At 45.1% G+C, this 15,438-nt stretch carries 18 protein-coding genes and 1 tRNA gene; 5 read left to right on the top strand and 14 right to left on the bottom strand.

The window, feature by feature from the left end; translation table 11 throughout:
* Positions 1 to 37: 37 nt before the first annotated feature.
* Both rlmB and BGP76_RS15490 read right to left on the bottom strand, forming a co-directional pair.
* On the bottom strand, positions 38 to 820 hold the full coding sequence (gene rlmB, locus BGP76_RS15485; protein WP_073121210.1) for a 23S rRNA (guanosine(2251)-2'-O)-methyltransferase RlmB: 783 nt from the start codon (positions 818 to 820) through the stop codon (positions 38 to 40).
* Positions 799 to 1,989 carry a GWxTD domain-containing protein gene (locus tag BGP76_RS15490; protein WP_119845348.1) on the bottom strand — a complete coding sequence of 397 codons (1,191 nt, stop codon included), beginning with the start codon at positions 1,987 to 1,989 and terminating at the stop codon, positions 799 to 801. Before BGP76_RS15490 ends, rlmB begins: the two co-directional genes overlap by 22 nt.
* A gap of 57 nt (positions 1,990 to 2,046) precedes the next feature.
* Between BGP76_RS15490 and BGP76_RS15495 the strand changes: the two genes are divergently transcribed.
* The 5 genes from BGP76_RS15495 to BGP76_RS15515 all read left to right on the top strand — a co-directional run bounded on the left by BGP76_RS15495 (position 2,047) and on the right by BGP76_RS15515 (position 5,936).
* Positions 2,047 to 2,820 carry a bifunctional 2-polyprenyl-6-hydroxyphenol methylase/3-demethylubiquinol 3-O-methyltransferase UbiG gene (locus BGP76_RS15495; protein ID WP_073121208.1) on the top strand — a complete coding sequence of 258 codons (774 nt, stop codon included), beginning with the start codon at positions 2,047 to 2,049 and terminating at the stop codon, positions 2,818 to 2,820.
* A 142-nt stretch (positions 2,821 to 2,962) separates the two neighbouring features.
* A tRNA-Val gene (locus BGP76_RS15500) sits at positions 2,963 to 3,037 on the top strand.
* Between the two features lie 411 nt (positions 3,038 to 3,448).
* Positions 3,449 to 4,444 carry a hypothetical protein gene (locus BGP76_RS15505; protein ID WP_119845349.1) on the top strand — a complete coding sequence of 332 codons (996 nt, stop codon included), beginning with the start codon at positions 3,449 to 3,451 and terminating at the stop codon, positions 4,442 to 4,444.
* 3 nt (positions 4,445 to 4,447) lie between these two features.
* Positions 4,448 to 4,897, top strand: coding sequence for a 3-oxoacyl-ACP synthase (locus BGP76_RS15510; protein WP_119845350.1), 450 nt, complete (start codon positions 4,448 to 4,450; stop codon positions 4,895 to 4,897).
* A 307-nt stretch (positions 4,898 to 5,204) separates the two neighbouring features.
* Entirely contained in the window at positions 5,205 to 5,936 is a 732-nt protein-coding gene (locus BGP76_RS15515) for a GIN domain-containing protein (RefSeq protein WP_158584292.1), read from the top strand.
* A 54-nt stretch (positions 5,937 to 5,990) separates the two neighbouring features.
* Here the strand turns inward: BGP76_RS15515 and hisIE are convergent, their stop codons facing one another.
* The 12 genes from hisIE to BGP76_RS15575 all read right to left on the bottom strand — a co-directional run bounded on the left by hisIE (position 5,991) and on the right by BGP76_RS15575 (position 15,423).
* Entirely contained in the window at positions 5,991 to 6,584 is a 594-nt protein-coding gene (gene hisIE, locus BGP76_RS15520) for a bifunctional phosphoribosyl-AMP cyclohydrolase/phosphoribosyl-ATP diphosphatase HisIE (protein WP_119845352.1), read from the bottom strand.
* Positions 6,585 to 6,656: 72 nt separating this feature from the next.
* Positions 6,657 to 7,412, bottom strand: coding sequence for an imidazole glycerol phosphate synthase subunit HisF (gene hisF, locus BGP76_RS15525; RefSeq protein WP_119845353.1), 756 nt, complete (start codon positions 7,410 to 7,412; stop codon positions 6,657 to 6,659).
* The gene (hisA, locus tag BGP76_RS15530; protein WP_119845354.1) at positions 7,402 to 8,121 is read right to left on the bottom strand and encodes a 1-(5-phosphoribosyl)-5-[(5-phosphoribosylamino)methylideneamino]imidazole-4-carboxamide isomerase; all 720 of its coding nucleotides are present in this window, start codon (positions 8,119 to 8,121) and stop codon (positions 7,402 to 7,404) included. The genes hisF and hisA overlap by 11 nt, the downstream gene beginning before the upstream one ends.
* Positions 8,122 to 8,123: 2 nt before the next feature.
* A complete protein-coding gene (locus tag BGP76_RS15535; RefSeq protein ID WP_119845355.1) occupies positions 8,124 to 8,420 on the bottom strand; it encodes a type II toxin-antitoxin system RelE/ParE family toxin in 297 nt (98 codons plus the stop codon).
* Positions 8,402 to 8,635, bottom strand: coding sequence for a hypothetical protein (locus BGP76_RS15540; RefSeq protein ID WP_119845356.1), 234 nt, complete (start codon positions 8,633 to 8,635; stop codon positions 8,402 to 8,404). The genes BGP76_RS15535 and BGP76_RS15540 overlap by 19 nt, the downstream gene beginning before the upstream one ends.
* A 74-nt stretch (positions 8,636 to 8,709) precedes the next feature.
* Positions 8,710 to 9,297 carry an imidazole glycerol phosphate synthase subunit HisH gene (gene hisH / locus BGP76_RS15545; RefSeq protein ID WP_119845357.1) on the bottom strand — a complete coding sequence of 196 codons (588 nt, stop codon included), beginning with the start codon at positions 9,295 to 9,297 and terminating at the stop codon, positions 8,710 to 8,712.
* Positions 9,294 to 10,427, bottom strand: a complete 1,134-nt coding sequence (gene hisB, locus BGP76_RS15550) for a bifunctional histidinol-phosphatase/imidazoleglycerol-phosphate dehydratase HisB (protein WP_119845358.1) — start codon at positions 10,425 to 10,427, stop codon at positions 9,294 to 9,296. Before hisB ends, hisH begins: the two co-directional genes overlap by 4 nt.
* A gap of 38 nt (positions 10,428 to 10,465) precedes the next feature.
* Entirely contained in the window at positions 10,466 to 11,503 is a 1,038-nt protein-coding gene (hisC, locus tag BGP76_RS15555; RefSeq protein WP_119845359.1) for a histidinol-phosphate transaminase, read from the bottom strand.
* A 6-nt stretch (positions 11,504 to 11,509) separates the two neighbouring features.
* Positions 11,510 to 12,805, bottom strand: coding sequence for a histidinol dehydrogenase (hisD, locus tag BGP76_RS15560; protein ID WP_119845360.1), 1,296 nt, complete (start codon positions 12,803 to 12,805; stop codon positions 11,510 to 11,512).
* Complete coding sequence (gene hisG / locus BGP76_RS15565; protein WP_073121800.1) at positions 12,802 to 13,659, bottom strand: ATP phosphoribosyltransferase; 858 nt, start codon at positions 13,657 to 13,659, stop codon at positions 12,802 to 12,804. Before hisG ends, hisD begins: the two co-directional genes overlap by 4 nt.
* Positions 13,660 to 13,927: 268 nt before the next feature.
* Positions 13,928 to 14,674 (bottom strand): ZIP family metal transporter, encoded by a 747-nt coding sequence (locus tag BGP76_RS15570; protein ID WP_119845361.1) that lies wholly within the window; start codon positions 14,672 to 14,674, stop codon positions 13,928 to 13,930.
* Positions 14,671 to 15,423 carry a bifunctional 2-polyprenyl-6-hydroxyphenol methylase/3-demethylubiquinol 3-O-methyltransferase UbiG gene (locus BGP76_RS15575; protein ID WP_073121183.1) on the bottom strand — a complete coding sequence of 251 codons (753 nt, stop codon included), beginning with the start codon at positions 15,421 to 15,423 and terminating at the stop codon, positions 14,671 to 14,673. Before BGP76_RS15575 ends, BGP76_RS15570 begins: the two co-directional genes overlap by 4 nt.
* Between the last annotated feature and the right edge of the window lie 15 nt (positions 15,424 to 15,438).

Consider the following 15,438-nt stretch of genomic DNA (forward strand, 5'->3'; position numbering starts at 1 on the left):
AAGAAAGCCTGTCACCTTAGATGACAGGCTTTCTTTTTTAGCTTCTTTGGCGCATACTTTCGTAGAGGATGATACCTGCTGCGACGGAGACGTTGAGTGACTGAATACTTCCCAGTATTGGAATCTTTAATTTGTGATCTGCTACCGCCAATAACTCATCAGAGACACCGTCTTCTTCGGATCCCATAATAATAGCTGTAGGAATACTCAAATCCGCGCTATAGACGATCTCATCAGACTTTTCGGTACAGGCAATGACCTGAAAACCACTGTCTTTTAGGTATTTGACGGATTCTGTTAGCCGAGGTTCTTTTGCTATGGATAGATAGTTGAGTGCTCCTGCTGAGGTTTTTACTGCATCACTATTGATCATGGCAGCACCGTTGGTAGGGATGACTACTCCGTTGACCCCTACACACTCTGCAGTACGACAGATCGCTCCGAAATTCCGAATATCCGTGATTCGATCAAGTATGAGTATGAGTGGAGCAAAGCCGTTTTCGTAACTAGTTGCTACGATGTTGTGTAAGGGTACAAAATCGATGGGTGAAACGAAGGCCACTACCCCTTGATGATTTTTTTTGGTGAAGCGGTCTAGCTTTTCGGAAGGTACGCGAGAAACACTGAGCATGGCTCCTCCATTGCGTAATGTCTCGGTGAGTTCTTTGGTGAGCTCATTGTCGAGACCTTTTTGGAGAAAAATCTTATCTATTGTTTTGCCTGATTTGATCGTTTCTATGACCGCACGTGTACCAAATACCATGTTGTCGTAAGTGACCGATTTAGGTTTTTTATAGTTTATATATTTCCTTGTCTCCATTTTTTTATTTCGCTAAACCATATTCCTGAGTAGCTCTTTTCTCGTTCGAGTACGTAGTGGAACTGGGTGAACAAATTGATTTGTTTGACAAAAGTAAACTTAATATCTCCCTCGTAGCGCGAATACTCCCATATTTCTTTGTCCTCCTCTCGTTCTACGCGCTCTGGTGGTCCGAAGATGAGGTAGATCATTCCTCTATCCATTTTCCAGCCTTCTTTGTAGGAGGTGAATAGCTCGTTGGCATCTTGAACGTTTCTGTAGAAAGCCTTGATCGTACCTGCGGCCATATTCTTGGCGGGAATGATTTTTAACCAAAAATCTTCAAAGGCCGTTTTTGAGTCTTCTGCCACTAACATGGTTTGATATTCTTCACTTGTACTGATGTAAACCAATGGAGCAATGACTTCTTCTATTTGGGTGAGTTTGGGGTAGCTGCTTGACTGGCTCATGCACATGGAGCCGGTGTTGGTAGTCGTGTCTGTTTGGATAAAATAGAGGGATTTGATGGTGTCAAGCTTAAAGGCGTTTTGTGGTATCGCCGACTTCTGGATATCTAAGATCTGGTTGGTTGTATCGAAGTTGGGGGTGACCATAGGAGGCAGTGCGTGCTTGAAAGGCGTAGTGTATTGGTACAGGTAGTAGGTCTGGTCAACAACACCTAAAGATGATAGGTGCACGCTGTCCCCAAGATGGAAGAGCGGGCCAATCGCCGAGTCCTCTAGTCTCATACAAGAGAATGTAGCCAACGGAAAGGCCAGAGACTCATTGACCGCTATGTCATAGTAATAGGTAGTGTTCTGGTAGTTAAATTGAATGACAAGATAGTTGTGTTCGTTTGGGACGGAAAACCGAAACTCAAAATGTTCTCCAGGAACTAATCTTTTAGTGTTTTGGTAACTAGGCGTCACTTTTTGATCCTTGGAGGACGAGAATTTTTCTTGTGATAGCAGCGTCAGATTTTCGATTTGATCCGTAGATGAGTAGCGAGTATAGTCAATCGACAATAGCAATCTGTATGTTGTATCTGACTGAGAAAGACTGTAGTTCAGTCGTACCCCATTCTTCTTGTAGTTTTGGCTAAAATCTAGCTTGGATAGATCTATGGATTTGACTTGAAAGCATAGGCAGTATAGACATAGAGTGATCAGGAGAGTTTTGTTCCACGGCATGTTCTAAATATAGATTATTTTCGGGTTTTGAGATCATTAATACTTTAGTTTTGCTACATGTCGACATTTACAACTGAAATCGCTTCTGATAAAATCGTCTCAGACAACCCCATACACCAACGGTTGCTAAAGGCCTATTATGAAGCTAAACCATTCGTCTCTGGCAAGGTTCTCGAGCCTGGCTGTGGTGAGGGTAGAGGTATAGAATTGCTGTCCCCAGTGGCAGAGGAGTATCTGGCATTAGACAAGATTCAGGAAGTGATCGATGCGCTCAAGGAAAAACACACGGGTGTGGAATTTCGCCAAGCAGTTTTCCCTCCTTTTGATGGTATTCCTACAGATAGTTTTGATGTAGTTATCAGTTTTCAAGTGATAGAGCATATCCAGAACGATAAGCTTTTTCTCGAAGAGATTCACCGTGTCCTCAAACCAGGAGGAACGGCTATCATTACAACTCCTAATATCAAAATGTCTCTATCACGAAACCCTTGGCACATCCGTGAATACACGAGCAGCGAATTAAAAGCACTAGCTCAAGGAATCTTTTCCAAAGTAGAGATGAAAGGGATCGCGGGCAATGAAAAAGTAATGACCTACCACGAGCAGAACAGAACTTCTGTCAATAAAATTATGCGCTTCGATATTTTCAACCTACAGCACAAGTTGCCTGCTCCTATATTGAGGATTCCCTATGAAATACTGAACCGACTCAACCGGAATAAACTTCAAGATCAAGACGCAGGTTTGGTAGCGGAGATTCATCATGATGATTTTTATCTAGCTGATGAGTCTGACCAAAACCTAGATTTATTTTGTATCTTGACTAAGTGAGTTATTACAATCAGTTGGAACCAGAAAGTGAGCGTAAGAATAAGTTTTGGGGGCTTATTCTATTAATTATTATTTTGGGGCTGCCATATTTGTTATTCAAATTGTTTGGGTGATATTTGCGCCTCGGTTAACGAAACTAAATGGGGTATTAGCTCAGCTGGTTTAGAGCGCTGCCTTGACAGGGCAGAGGTCACTGGTTCGAATCCAGTATGTCCCACTCCATTCCCTTACCGTTTCGATTTTTTTCAACGGTATAGACTCGATATAAATCTTATCAATACCGACTGCTGTTTTTGTTCAAAAGCCTTTGTCTAGTATGTCGTTTTGCACTCATTAAATAAATTTGCTCTGTATGGCGGATCACTCTGTAAAGTTGTGGGGTAAACTCGGTAGACAGATTCGATATTTTTTATTCCAGTCATTCAAATTAAGCTCAAGGCTTATAAGAGATGGTTATTCACGAAAAACAATAATGAATTTCGAACAATGAATCTTGAATCACGAAGTAATCCTAGATCTCTCCCCAGAAATACCGATTGACCCTGTATGGCAGGGGATTTATAACCTTCAGTGCATATAGATGCGTTTGCTTGTATAATTATCTCATACATTCCATGTAATTTGTAGTATGAAACGACTCCTGCTTTTATTCTCGTTTGCTGCCACTATTGCCCACGCGCAGATAGATGTCAATACTGAGGCGTCTTTGCGTGGTATATCTGTTTACGATCAGAAGATTATATGGGTGAGCGGCAGCCATGGAGCGCTTGCGAAAACAGAAGATGGGGGAATAACATGGGCGACTGTGAAAATCCCAGGCACAGATTCGTTAGACTTCAGAGACGTAGAAGTACTTAGCCCTACAGAAGTCGTCGTGATGAGCGCAGGTCTAGGGAACAAGTCCAATGTCTATCGAACGATAGACGCTGGAGTTACATGGAAGTCCGTGTTTGCCAACAACTATCCTGAAGGATTTTTTAACGGGATTTCTTTTTCTGACTCAAAAACGGGTGTCTTGACGGGAGATCCTATAGCGAATAAACTTTTTGTACTCAAGACTAAAAATGGAGGTGCATCTTGGAAGCGTGTCAACCCTAACAAACTACCCATGATGGCAGAAAATGAAGCAGGAGGGTTTGCAGCAAGTGGCAGTCATCTTTACTTAGGGGATAATTTTTTTATGAATGGAACAGGGGGGCGTATGGCTCGCATATTGAAAGCCAACAGTTCTTTTTCTGTATGGAGTGCTATATATGTCCCGTTTATTCAAGGAGAATCCAGTCAGGGGATATTTTCTCTGGACTTTTGTGATGAGAAACATGGCGTGGCTGTTGGTGGGGATTACACCAAAGAAAACCAAGGTAGTGATAATGTAATGATTACTGAAGATGGTGGGGAGTCATGGGTTCCTGCAGATAATTTTCCAGTTTACCAGTCATCTGTTCGTTTTGTGAGTTGTGATCAAGTCGTATCGACGGGTCCTGGAGGAACCTACGTGTCTAATGATGGAGGTTATACTTGGCAAAAGACCACTTACGAAGGATACCATACTTTAGATGTCGCTCCAGATGGTAGTATTTGGGCAGCAGGAAGTGGAGGTAGAGTGATGAAGATAATTTTGTAACCAGTGACAAAGAAAGAAAAGGTCTACAAAGCTTGCGAGGCAGTTTTAGTAGAGAAGATATATATCGCCAAGTCTGGTATGGAGGCTGCACAGGCCTCTGCGAATAATGAGACCAAGTCATCGGCTGGTGACAAATATGAGACGGGTCGTGCGATGAGTCAAAACGAGCGAGATATGTATGCCAAGAAACTAACAGAACTCGTGCATCAGCAGAAAATGCTCAAGGGGATCAATCCCAAAAAGATATCTGACAAGGTAGAGTCGGGAGCACTGTTGCGTACCGAGAAGGGCAATTTTTTTATATCAGTCAGTTTGGGCTTGATCAAAGCTGGTACAGTGTCTGTGATGGCTATCTCTCCACTGTCGCCCATCGCGCAATTGATTCTGGGTAAAGTGGCCGGGGATACCTTCTCATGGATGAACCAAAAACAAACGATTTTGGAAATCGAATAAAAAAATAACGGCACCATAGTTATGGTACCGTCAGCAGCATTTATTCGAGAAAAATTATCTTTAATCAAGAGCTAGTCTAGGTTGATCTAGGTGTTGTCTGATTACAATTCAAAGATGCACATCTCTCTCGCTGTATTCAATACCTATATTCAGGTATATTGTCATTTACCCCGCTCTATTTAGCATATATCGTGTTTTTGTAAAGGGCATACGGGTCATTTTTTTCTGTTTTGATTGGAGAGTTTAGAAATGGCACACTTATTGGCTAATCCATTCTTACATTTTGAATAGAGAAAAAATGAAGGATATGAATAGTAAGCATAAAAAAATCTGGCGGCTAGGGTTGCTCGCAGTAGTGATCATGTTTGCGTCTTGTGATGATGCCACGATTAGCCCATCTTCGACGGTCACTACGGAGGAGATAGCGATTGAGGATTTTAGTAGTATCAGCGTATCGGATGCATTCGATGTAGAAGTGTTTTACTCGGATGAGCAATATGTCTTGATTGAATCCAATGAAAATCTTCATGAATTTATAGAAGCGTACCAAAAAGAAGGAGAATTGGTCATAGGTGTAGAAGGAGGGATTGATATCAGTGGTAGAACTATCTTGAAAGCTCGGGTATATACCAATAACCCAATAGGGTACATTTCTGTAAGGGGAGCGTCTAGACTGACGGCCACTGATGTGATATACAAAGAGGATGTGACGTTTGATTTGACGGGGGCGAGTTTTTTGAGAACCCAAATTGCAACAGAGAACATCATTGCGAATATACAAGGCGCATCTAATCTGGAACTTAGAGGTAGTGCCACTTCGATTCAATTAGAGATCGGAGGGTCTAGTAGAATGCAAGACGCAGACATGGAGGTCAGTATGGCAGATGTCAAACTCTCTGGGGCGAGTAGTGCCGAAATAGTAATCACAGATGAGATTCGACTAAACGCTAGTGGGGCAAGCGTGCTACGTTACGCAGGAGATGCTCGTATCAAAACAATAGATTTGACGAGTGGATCAACAATAGAAAAGATCAACTAAGAGATTAATGATGAATAAAAAAAGGTGGTGAGGACATGTCCTCACCACCTTTTTTTATTTGTGTCGTTCGTCCAATACCTTTACGACATCCTCTAGCGAGTAGCCTTTGGCTCTGAGGAGTATCAGGTAGTGGTACATCAAATCTGCCGACTCGTTGAGGAACAAGCCTTCGTCATTGTCTTTTGCCTCGATGACGACTTCTACGGCTTCTTCTCCTACTTTCTGAGCCACCTTATTGATGCCTTTTTTGAAAAGAGAGGAGGTGTATGATTTTTCGTCTGGGTTGTCGTGACGGTCTTTGATGACTACTTCTAGTTGAGAGAGAAAACCATAGCTTGCTTTGTTTTCTTCGCCCCAGCACGTGTCTGTTCCTTTGTGACAGGTAGGTCCTACGGGATTGACAGCTATCAACAGCGTGTCATTGTCACAGTCTAGCTTGATGTCTTTTAGCTCTAGGAAGTTGCCACTTTCTTCACCTTTGGTCCAGAGCCTTTGTTTGCTACGGCTGTAGAAGGTTACCTTGCCTGTTTCTTGGGTTTTAGTCAGTGCTTCTTGATTCATGTAGCCTAGCATCAGGACATTCTTTGTCTTAGCATCTTGAATGATCGCAGGTACTAGTCCATCAGTTTTTTCGAAATCTATATTCATAAGTATGTAGTCGTTAGTCGGAGGAGGTAGTCAATTGCCCTTTGGGTTTTTGTCTATTGTTTCCAGACTGATTTATATTCTCATCGCTATTCCTTGCGATTTTAGTTCCTGTTTTAGTGTTGGGATTTCAATTTCTTTGAAATGAAATACGCTGGCGGCCAGTGCTGCATCTGCTTTGCCATGCACAAAGGTATCTGCAAAATCTTGAATACTCCCCGCTCCGCCCGAAGCGATGATCGGGATGTTGACCATATCGGACATTTTAGCCAGTGCTTCGTTGGCAAAGCCAGCTTTCGACCCATCGTGATCCATCGAGGTGAACAATATTTCGCCTGCACCACGGCTTTCTGCTTCGCGCACCCAGTCAAATAAATCAATCTCGGTAGGGATTTTCCCTCCTACCAAATGCACCTTCCAGTTGCCATCTATCTGCTTGGCATCCACCGCGAGTACGACGCACTGACTCCCAAACTGTGCCGCGAGTTCGTCGAGTACTTTGGGTTCTTTGACCGCCCACGAGTTGATCGATATCTTGTCTGCGCCACGATGCAACAGAGTGTATACATCTTCCACAGATTTGATCCCACCACCGACGGTGAATGGGATGTTGACTTTCTCGGCGACTTTCTCCACGAGCTCTGCGGTGGTTTTTCGGCCATCTCCAGTGGCGGTGATATCGAGGAAGACGAGTTCGTCGGCCCCTTGCTCCGAGTAGATCGCAGCAAGTTCGACAGGGTCTCCAGCGTCACGTAGGTTGACGAAGTTGACGCCCTTGACGGTACGGCCATCTTTGATGTCCAGACATGGGACGATTCTTTTAGTCAGCATATGCTTCGAGTTGTTTCAGTGAGATCTTGTTTTCGTAGATGGCTTTGCCGATGATGATGCCGTCCATTTTTAGTGCAGCTGCAGCCTCTACATCTGTGATGTCTTTGACACCTCCGCTAGCGACTATCTTTTGTTTTGGAAATTCACGCATCAGGTCTTCGTACAAATCTACGGCGATTCCTTGCAACATACCGTCTTTGCTGATGTCTGTACAGACCATATACTGATTGCCCATTGCTTCGTATTCTTTGATCAGGTCAAAAAGGTCTACTTGAGATTCTTCTTGCCAGCCGTTGATGGCGATCTTGCGATTGGTGGAGTCGGCACTGAGGATGATTTTTTCACTCCCGAACTTCTGGAGCCACTCACCGAATAAGTTTTTGTTTTCTAAGGCTACACTGCCGAGGTTGACCTGAGCAGCACCCGCATCAAAAGCGATGTTGATGTCCTTGTCCGAACGAATACCTCCCCCAAAATCGACGATCAGCCCTGTGTGAGCAGTGATGCTTTCGAGTACTGCTGCATTTTTGATTTCACGAGCTTTCGATCCATCCAGATCTACGAGGTGGAGGTATTTGATACCCGCCGCTTCGAATTCTTTGGCCACTTCGAGTGGATTTTCGTTGTATATTTTTTTCTGGTCATAGTCACCCTTGGTGAGTCGGACACACTTGCCATCTATTAGATCTATTGCGGGAATGATACGCATAATTATATCTTCAGTTTATCGGGGTTTCTGCGAGAGTCCCATACTCTCAAAATTCTTATTTCTTTTGGGGTTGTCTGATAGAAAATCAAATAGTTGAGGACTGGTTTTACTCGTACATCATCAAAATCAGAAACTCTACCTGTATTAGGGAATACTTTGAGGGTTAAGACTGACTTATTAACGAGTTTGAATAGCTTGGAACTGTACTGGCTATTTCCTGTTTTATCTACCCAGTATTCAACAATCCTTTGAAGATCAAAAGCCGCTTTGGCTGTCCAAATTATTTTTCTTTCAGCCATCCTTCAATTTGATGGTTGACTTCTGTATGGCTGAATGTTCGCCCTGCTTCAATGTCATCAATTCCTTCTTGAATAGCTGCTTTTTGAGCATCACTTAGTGTCATGATCTTCTGACTCATTTCGAGTTCAAGGGTTACCATCTCCAAAATTTGGTTTAAAATGGTTTCTTCTTTGATCAGTTTTAATTTTTCTGTTATCTGTTCTAAGGTACTCATGGTGTAAAAATACCTAATCTATCGATGATTTTCAATTTCGATCCTTGACTCCCAACTATCCATTCCCGACTAATCTACATCTCAATAAAATTCTTTAAAATCTGCTGGCCAAATGTCCCACTCTTTTCGGGGTGAAACTGGCAGCCATAGAAGTTGTCTTTGTGAAGTGCCGCACTGAAGGGGGTTGGATAGCTCGCTTTGGCAATCGTCCATTCCGAATCCGGTACGTAGTAGGAGTGCACAAAATACATGTACGCTTTCTCTTCCAGTCCGTTGAATATCGGTGTTTTCAACGCTTCGATTTGGTTCCATCCCATGTGAGGGACTTTTACTGTTCCTCCAGCGAACAACTTCACAGGTAAAGGAAATATACCGAGCCCTTGGGTGTTATTTTCTTCGGATGACTCACACATCATCTGCATGCCGAGACAGATACCTAGGAAGGGCTGCTTGGCGTTTTGGATCACCTCGATCAATTCGTAGTTTTCCAGTGCTTTCATCGAGCTACTTGCCTCACCTACGCCAGGGAAGATGATTTTGTCTGCGGATTGGATCTCTGCGGCATCTCGGCTTAGCATCGGTGTGATGCCCATGCGCTCCAGCGCAAACTTGACCGAGCGAACATTGCCAGCTCCGTAATCTATTATTACTACTTTACTCATAGCATCCCTTTGGTTGATGGCAGGATCATTTTGTCTTTGTCTTGTTTGACGGACATTTTGATGGCTTTCGCAAAAGCCTTGAAAATGCCTTCGATCTTGTGGTGTTCGTTGTCTCCTTCTGCTTTGATGTTGAGGTTGCACTTGGCTGCATCAGAGAAGGATTTGAAGAAGTGGAAGAACATCTCGGTAGGCATCTTGCCGACCATTTCGCGTTTGAACTCCGCATCCCATTCGATCCAGTTTCGTCCTCCGAAATCTAAGGCTACCTGACAGAGGCAATCATCCATCGGTAGGCAGAAGCCGTACCTTTCGATTCCTTTTTTGTTGCCTAGCGCTTCGGCGATCGCCTCGCCGAGGGCTATACCAGTATCTTCGATCGTGTGGTGTTCGTCTACTTCGAGATCACCTTTGACTTGGATTTTGAGATCCAATAGTCCGTGTTTGGCGATCTGATCCAGCATGTGATCAAAGAACTTGATGCCCGTGTCGATATCGGCTTGGCCTGTGCCGTCTAGTTCCACTTCGATATCGATATCGGTTTCTTTGGTGGTACGCTTGACGGTACCCTTGCGTGAACCACGACTGACGAGGTTGTAGATATCTTCCCAATCAGTGGTTGTCAGCGCGATGGAGGGTTGCAATTCTTCTATCTTGGTAGATATTTCATCAGCGCCCAGTCCTTCTTCTTGTTGGATGAAAATCGCCTTTGCACCCAAGTTTTTTGCCAATTCTACGTCTGTGATACGGTCACCGATCACGTATGAATTGGTCAAGTCATAACTGCCATCCATGTACTCGGTGAGCATGCCGGTGCGCGGCTTGCGTGTCGGAGCATTGTCAGCAGGGAAGCTGCGGTCGATTTTGACTGCATCGAAATTTACTCCTTCGTTTTCAAATGCCTGCATGCACTTGTTGTGCGCTGGCCAGAAGGTGTCTTCTGGAAAAGAGTCCGTGCCCAAACCGTCTTGGTTGGTGACCATGACGAGTTCATAACCGAGTTTGGCGATTTTGGCCATCCACTGGAATGCCCCAGGGTAGAATTCCAGTTTTTCCAGAGAGTCTAGTTGGTAGTCCACTGGAGGCTCCAATACGAGGGTGCCGTCTCTGTCGATGAATAGTACTTTTTTCATAATAGATATTTGGTCAACTTCGGTAGTCAACGGTTTCTTTATTTCTTTTCGTAGGCAGTTATTCCGTCCAACAATCGCTGGTTTTCCTCGGGTGTACCGATGGTGAAACGAAGGCAGTTGGCACACAAATGTTCTTTGGAGCGATTTCTTACGATCACCTTTCTCTCTAGTAAGAAATCATACAAAGCGTTGGCATTTTCGACCCGAGCGAGTACAAAGTTGGAGTCCGATGGGAACAACTCTTGGACACAAGGCGACTGAGCCAGTGCCGCTTCTACTTTCTTCTTTTCATCCAGGATAATCGCCAGTTGCTTTTTGAATTCGTCCTCTTGGTTTAGCGCCTTCAGTGCCGCTTCTTGGGATAGCACATTGACGTTGTACGGAGGTTTGATGGCGTTGAGTACACGGACGATTTCTTCGGATGCAAAACACATACCTACTCTCAGGCCTGCCAACCCCCAAGCTTTGGACAGGGTCTGGCATACGATGAGGTTGGGGTAGCGGTCTAGCTCGGTGAGCCAAGAATCCGTCTCTGCAAAATCTATATATGCCTCATCAATCACGACGATTCCCTTTTTCAAATCCAGAATCTGACGAATCTCCTCTTTGTTGAGCAGATTGCCCGATGGGTTGTTAGGCGAGCAGATGAAGAACAGCTTGGTATGCTCGTCTGACGCAGCGATCATTTTTTTTGCGTCAAGCGAAAATCCTGCATCCAAATTGACTTTTCGAAGTTCCACGTCATTGATCTCTGACAAGACGGGGTACATGCCGTAGCTCGGATTGTGTGAGATGACATTGTCCACTTTGGGTTCGCAGAATGCGCGATAGATGAGATCCAGCACTTCATCGCTCCCATTTCCGAGTAGGATTTTCTCTGGTGCGATGTTTTTGATCTCACTTAGGCGTGCCTTGACGGGTTTTTGATAGGGGTCAGGGTAGCGATTGACGCCATTGTCAAACGGGTTTTCGTTGGCATCTAGATAGACCTCTGCTACGCTATCAAATTCGTCACGTGCCGAGCTGTAGGGCGTCAGCGACTGTATGTTCTTTCGTAAAAGACTTCTTATGTTCATGGCTTTTTATTCGCCTCGTGTTTTTAAATAATCTAACCGTACGGTGACGGCATTTTTGTGTGCGTCTAGCAGTTCGGCTGCCGCCATGTGTTCGATGGCAGGGCCTATATTTTGTATGCCTGTGGCCGTGATTTTCTGGAAGGTGATTTTCTTCATGAACGAATCCAAATTCACGCCGCTGTATGACTTGGCATAGCCATTGGTTGGTAGGGTATGATTGGTGCCCGAAGCATAATCTCCCGCGCTCTCCGGGGTGTAGTTGCCGATGAATACCGACCCTGCGTTCCGAACCTGATCAAGGTAGAAGTCCTCGTTTTGGACACAAAGGATGTAGTGCTCTGGCGCGTATTCGTTGATGAAGTCCACACAGTCCTGATCCTCTGCGATGCAGATGATTTTGGAGTTGGCGATGGCTTTTTGGGCGATCTCTTTGCGGGGCAGTACGGCGAGTTGCGCTTCCAATTCGGATTGGATCGCTGTGACTTGGCTCTCGCTTTTGATTACACAAATCACTTGACTATCGATCCCATGCTCGGCTTGGGATAGCAAATCAGATACGACGAAAGCCGGTACAGCGGTTTCATCTGCCATGACGAGCAGTTCTGATGGACCTGCAGGCATGTCTATTGCGACACCTAGTTGTGCGGCTCGCTGTTTGGCAGCTGTGACGTATTGGTTGCCTGGCCCGAAAATCTTGTCCACTTTTGGGATACTCTCTGTGCCGAAAGTCATCGCGCCGATGGCTTGGATGCCGCCGACTTTGTACACTTGCTTGACGCCCGCGTATTGCGCGGCGAAGAGAATCGCCGGGTTGACCGACCCGTCGGGTCCTGGGGGGGTGCAGAGTACGATTTCGTCGCATCCTGCTATTGTAGCGGGGATGGCAAGCATCAGTACGGTCGAAAACAAAGGGGCTGTCCCACCAGGGATGTATATTCCTACTTTTTGGATGCCTTTGGCTTCTTGCCAGCACACTACGCCAGGAGCCGTTTCGACTTCTACACGTCCAGGTTTTTGGGCGGCATGAAAGGTCTCGATGTTTTGGGCAGCCAATTGAATGGCCGCTTTCAGTTCGTCAGAGATGCGCTGCTGGGCCGCTTCGATTTCTTGATCCGAGACAACAGATGAAGACAACTGTGCCTTGTCGAACCGCTCGGTAAACGACAAGACAGCTTGGTCGCCATTTGTCTTGATCGCATCAAATACACCATCAACCGTGGACTGCAAGTTTTGCTGCTCGAGTACAGGGCGCTGTGTCAGTGCTGCCCATTCTGATTTTTTGGGATAGAGAGAGACAATCATAGTACCATTTTTTCGATTGGGACGATGAGGATTCCTTCTGCACCGGCAGCTTTCAGTTGGTCGATGACTTCCCAGAATTTTCCTTCCTCGATCACGGTGTGTACTGAGCTCCATCCTGCTTCTGCCAAGGGCAGTACCGTAGGGCTTCTCATCCCTGGGAGCATGTTGATCACACCATCGATTTTGTCATTGGGTACGTTCATGAGGACATACTTCGATTTTTTACCTTTTTGTACCGCATCCAGTCTGAATAGAAGGGTGTCCAGTAGTTCTTCTTGCTCTGGGGTCAATTTTTTGCTTTTGACCAAAACGGCTTCAGATATCAAGATTTGATCCGCTTCCTTGAGGCCGTTTTTAAACAAAGTACTGCCTGAGCTGACCAAGTCACAAATCCCTTCGGCCAAGCCGATGTTGGGAGCGATCTCTACGGATCCTTTGATGACGTGGATGTCGGCTTTCACGTTGTGTTGGTCAAGGTATTGCTGAAGGGTGTTGGGGTAGGAGGTAGCGATACGTTTGCCGTCGAAGTATTGTACGCCTTCATAGTCCAGTTCTTTGGGTACAGCAAGAGATAGCTTACACTTGGAGAAACCGAGTTTTCTCACTACTTCTATATCGTTGCCTGCCTCGACCAGGAGGTTTTCGCCGACGATAGCAATGTCTGCCACACCATCTTCTACATATTGGGGGATATCACCATTTCTCAAATACAAAACATCCATCGGGAAGTTAGACGCGCTGGCCTTCAATTGATCTTTGCCATTGTCAATGTGAATGCCACAGTTCTTCAATAGACCAATAGAGTCGTCGTTTAATCTTCCGGATTTCTGAACTGCAATTTTTAATGTACTCATGTTTCTGTTTTTAAAGTCTGGGTGTTCTGGAAAGGGCAAAAAAAATCCCGTCCAAAATTAATCAGACGGGATTGATAAAAGTATTTTTTAGACACAACTATATCACCTCGCCTGAGCGTTTCATTGTATGGTGATGATGTTGTCTGTTTGTTGTCATAACTATTGCCGCAAATGTAGGAAAAATAACGGGTTTGCAAACGGCTCGATCGTGAATTATTTCAGAGAGTTTGTCGAGCAAGGATATGTTTTGGACTGCCATTATATGGTTTTAAAAGATCATTTCTGAAAGGACAGCCAAGCCTGCACCAAAAAGGCTGATGATGAGTTTGCGTGAACTCCAGCGGTGTCCGGGGCTCGATTCCAAGAATATCGTCGTAGAGATATGGAGGAAGTTTCCCGAAACGAATGCAAACAATAGGACCATGCCTGTCGAGTCGAGCAATCCGAAATCTCCTAGAAAATGCCCCGTAAATACCCCGATTGGTGAGGCCAAAGCAAAGATCGTCAGCAAGATCAGTTGTGTCTTGCGAGACTTGTATTGGCAAGCGAGTACCGAGATCAGCGCCAGAGCTGCAGGGATTTTGTGAAAGATGATGCCTGCTAGTAGAGTGCCTTCGGTATGATCGGCATGTACGCTCCCGGGATGAGCGAGTAGCGTACCCTCGAGAAAACCGTGGACGCTGAGTGCGACCATGAGCGAGATGCTTTTGAGGGTCGTATGTCCTTCTTCCCCTTTGTGATGGTGGTGCATGTGCCCGTGCTCTACGCCATCGGTGAAGTATTCTAGTACTTGTTGAAAAAAGAACCCTAGGAGTATGAACCCGCCTACGTGCAGGTGGTCTTCTCCTGCTTCGAATATCTCAGGAAGGATGTGGATGATGGTGACCGAAAATAGAAACGAGCCCGCAAACACGAGCAAGTGCTTGATGTTTTTGCTGATGATGTCTATGGAGTTGATCGCAAGGATACCTCCTAGGGAGGCGGACAAGAATAGGATTACGGCGCTTTTGATCATGCGGGTTTTTGTATCACAAAGATGAGACGATCGGATTTTTCTTTTTCGTAAGGAGCCAAACTATAGTCTCCGAATAAATCTAACACCTTAAGCCCATTTGCGTCGAAATAGTTCAAAAAATCTGTGCGGCGAATGGCTTTTACCTTTTCCATGTAATCAAAGTGCTGGCCGTGATCATCCACGGAGATGTTTTTGACGATGTATTGATCGTCGGTGTATTCGCGGCTGATCTTGAAGTGTATGTTGTCGATGGTTTTATCTTCTGCCTCGACGAGGTGATTGACCACCACATAGGGATTCAGGAAGTCGATCAGCAGTTTCCCTCCAGGCTTGAGTGAAGCAACCGTGGCACGGATCACGTCCAAGTTTTCGTCGATCGAGTCAAAATACCCAAAGGATGTGAACAGATTGAAGACATAATCAAAGGCCTCTGGTCGATAGATGTCTCGCATGTCGTGGATATCGAAGTGCAGCGTGTTGTTCTCCTTTGTCTTGGCAAAGGTTATATTTTGCTCGGAGAGATCGACTCCAGTCACGTCAAAACCCTTTTCGTTGAGATAGATCGAATGACGGCCTTTGCCACAGGCTAGGTCTAGGATTTTGGCATTGGCCGAAAGGTCAAAGTATGTGATGAGGTTGTCTAGGAAACGACCTGCTTCAGTATAATCTCTGTTTTTGTATAAAATGTGGTAATAGATGGTGTCAAACCATTCATCAAACCATTCTTTTTTCTGCGCTTGTTTCTCCATTCGAGCGCAATATTA

Origin of the sequence: Reichenbachiella sp. MSK19-1 (assembly GCF_003590315.1) — a bacterium.
Classification (GTDB): Bacteria; Bacteroidota; Bacteroidia; order Cytophagales; family Cyclobacteriaceae; genus Reichenbachiella; species Reichenbachiella agariperforans.

Excerpts from the sequence above, each read along its gene's own strand:
- rlmB (WP_073121210.1), bottom strand. The coding sequence starts at position 820 with ATGGAGACAAGGAAATATATAAACTATAAAAAACCTAAATCGGTCACT.
- BGP76_RS15490 (WP_119845348.1), bottom strand. The coding sequence starts at position 1,989 with ATGCCGTGGAACAAAACTCTCCTGATCACTCTATGTCTATACTGCCTA.
- BGP76_RS15495 (WP_073121208.1), top strand. The coding sequence starts at position 2,047 with ATGTCGACATTTACAACTGAAATCGCTTCTGATAAAATCGTCTCAGAC.
- BGP76_RS15505 (WP_119845349.1), top strand. The coding sequence starts at position 3,449 with ATGAAACGACTCCTGCTTTTATTCTCGTTTGCTGCCACTATTGCCCAC.
- BGP76_RS15515 (WP_158584292.1), top strand. The coding sequence starts at position 5,205 with ATGAATAGTAAGCATAAAAAAATCTGGCGGCTAGGGTTGCTCGCAGTA.
- hisIE (WP_119845352.1), bottom strand. The coding sequence starts at position 6,584 with ATGAATATAGATTTCGAAAAAACTGATGGACTAGTACCTGCGATCATT.
- hisF (WP_119845353.1), bottom strand. The coding sequence starts at position 7,412 with ATGCTGACTAAAAGAATCGTCCCATGTCTGGACATCAAAGATGGCCGT.
- hisA (WP_119845354.1), bottom strand. The coding sequence starts at position 8,121 with ATGCGTATCATTCCCGCAATAGATCTAATAGATGGCAAGTGTGTCCGA.
- BGP76_RS15535 (WP_119845355.1), bottom strand. The coding sequence starts at position 8,420 with ATGGCTGAAAGAAAAATAATTTGGACAGCCAAAGCGGCTTTTGATCTT.
- BGP76_RS15540 (WP_119845356.1), bottom strand. The coding sequence starts at position 8,635 with ATGAGTACCTTAGAACAGATAACAGAAAAATTAAAACTGATCAAAGAA.
- hisH (WP_119845357.1), bottom strand. The coding sequence starts at position 9,297 with ATGAGTAAAGTAGTAATAATAGATTACGGAGCTGGCAATGTTCGCTCG.
- hisB (WP_119845358.1), bottom strand. The coding sequence starts at position 10,427 with ATGAAAAAAGTACTATTCATCGACAGAGACGGCACCCTCGTATTGGAG.
- hisC (WP_119845359.1), bottom strand. The coding sequence starts at position 11,503 with ATGAACATAAGAAGTCTTTTACGAAAGAACATACAGTCGCTGACGCCC.
- hisD (WP_119845360.1), bottom strand. The coding sequence starts at position 12,805 with ATGATTGTCTCTCTCTATCCCAAAAAATCAGAATGGGCAGCACTGACA.
- hisG (WP_073121800.1), bottom strand. The coding sequence starts at position 13,659 with ATGAGTACATTAAAAATTGCAGTTCAGAAATCCGGAAGATTAAACGAC.
- BGP76_RS15570 (WP_119845361.1), bottom strand. The coding sequence starts at position 14,674 with ATGATCAAAAGCGCCGTAATCCTATTCTTGTCCGCCTCCCTAGGAGGT.
- BGP76_RS15575 (WP_073121183.1), bottom strand. The coding sequence starts at position 15,423 with ATGGAGAAACAAGCGCAGAAAAAAGAATGGTTTGATGAATGGTTTGAC.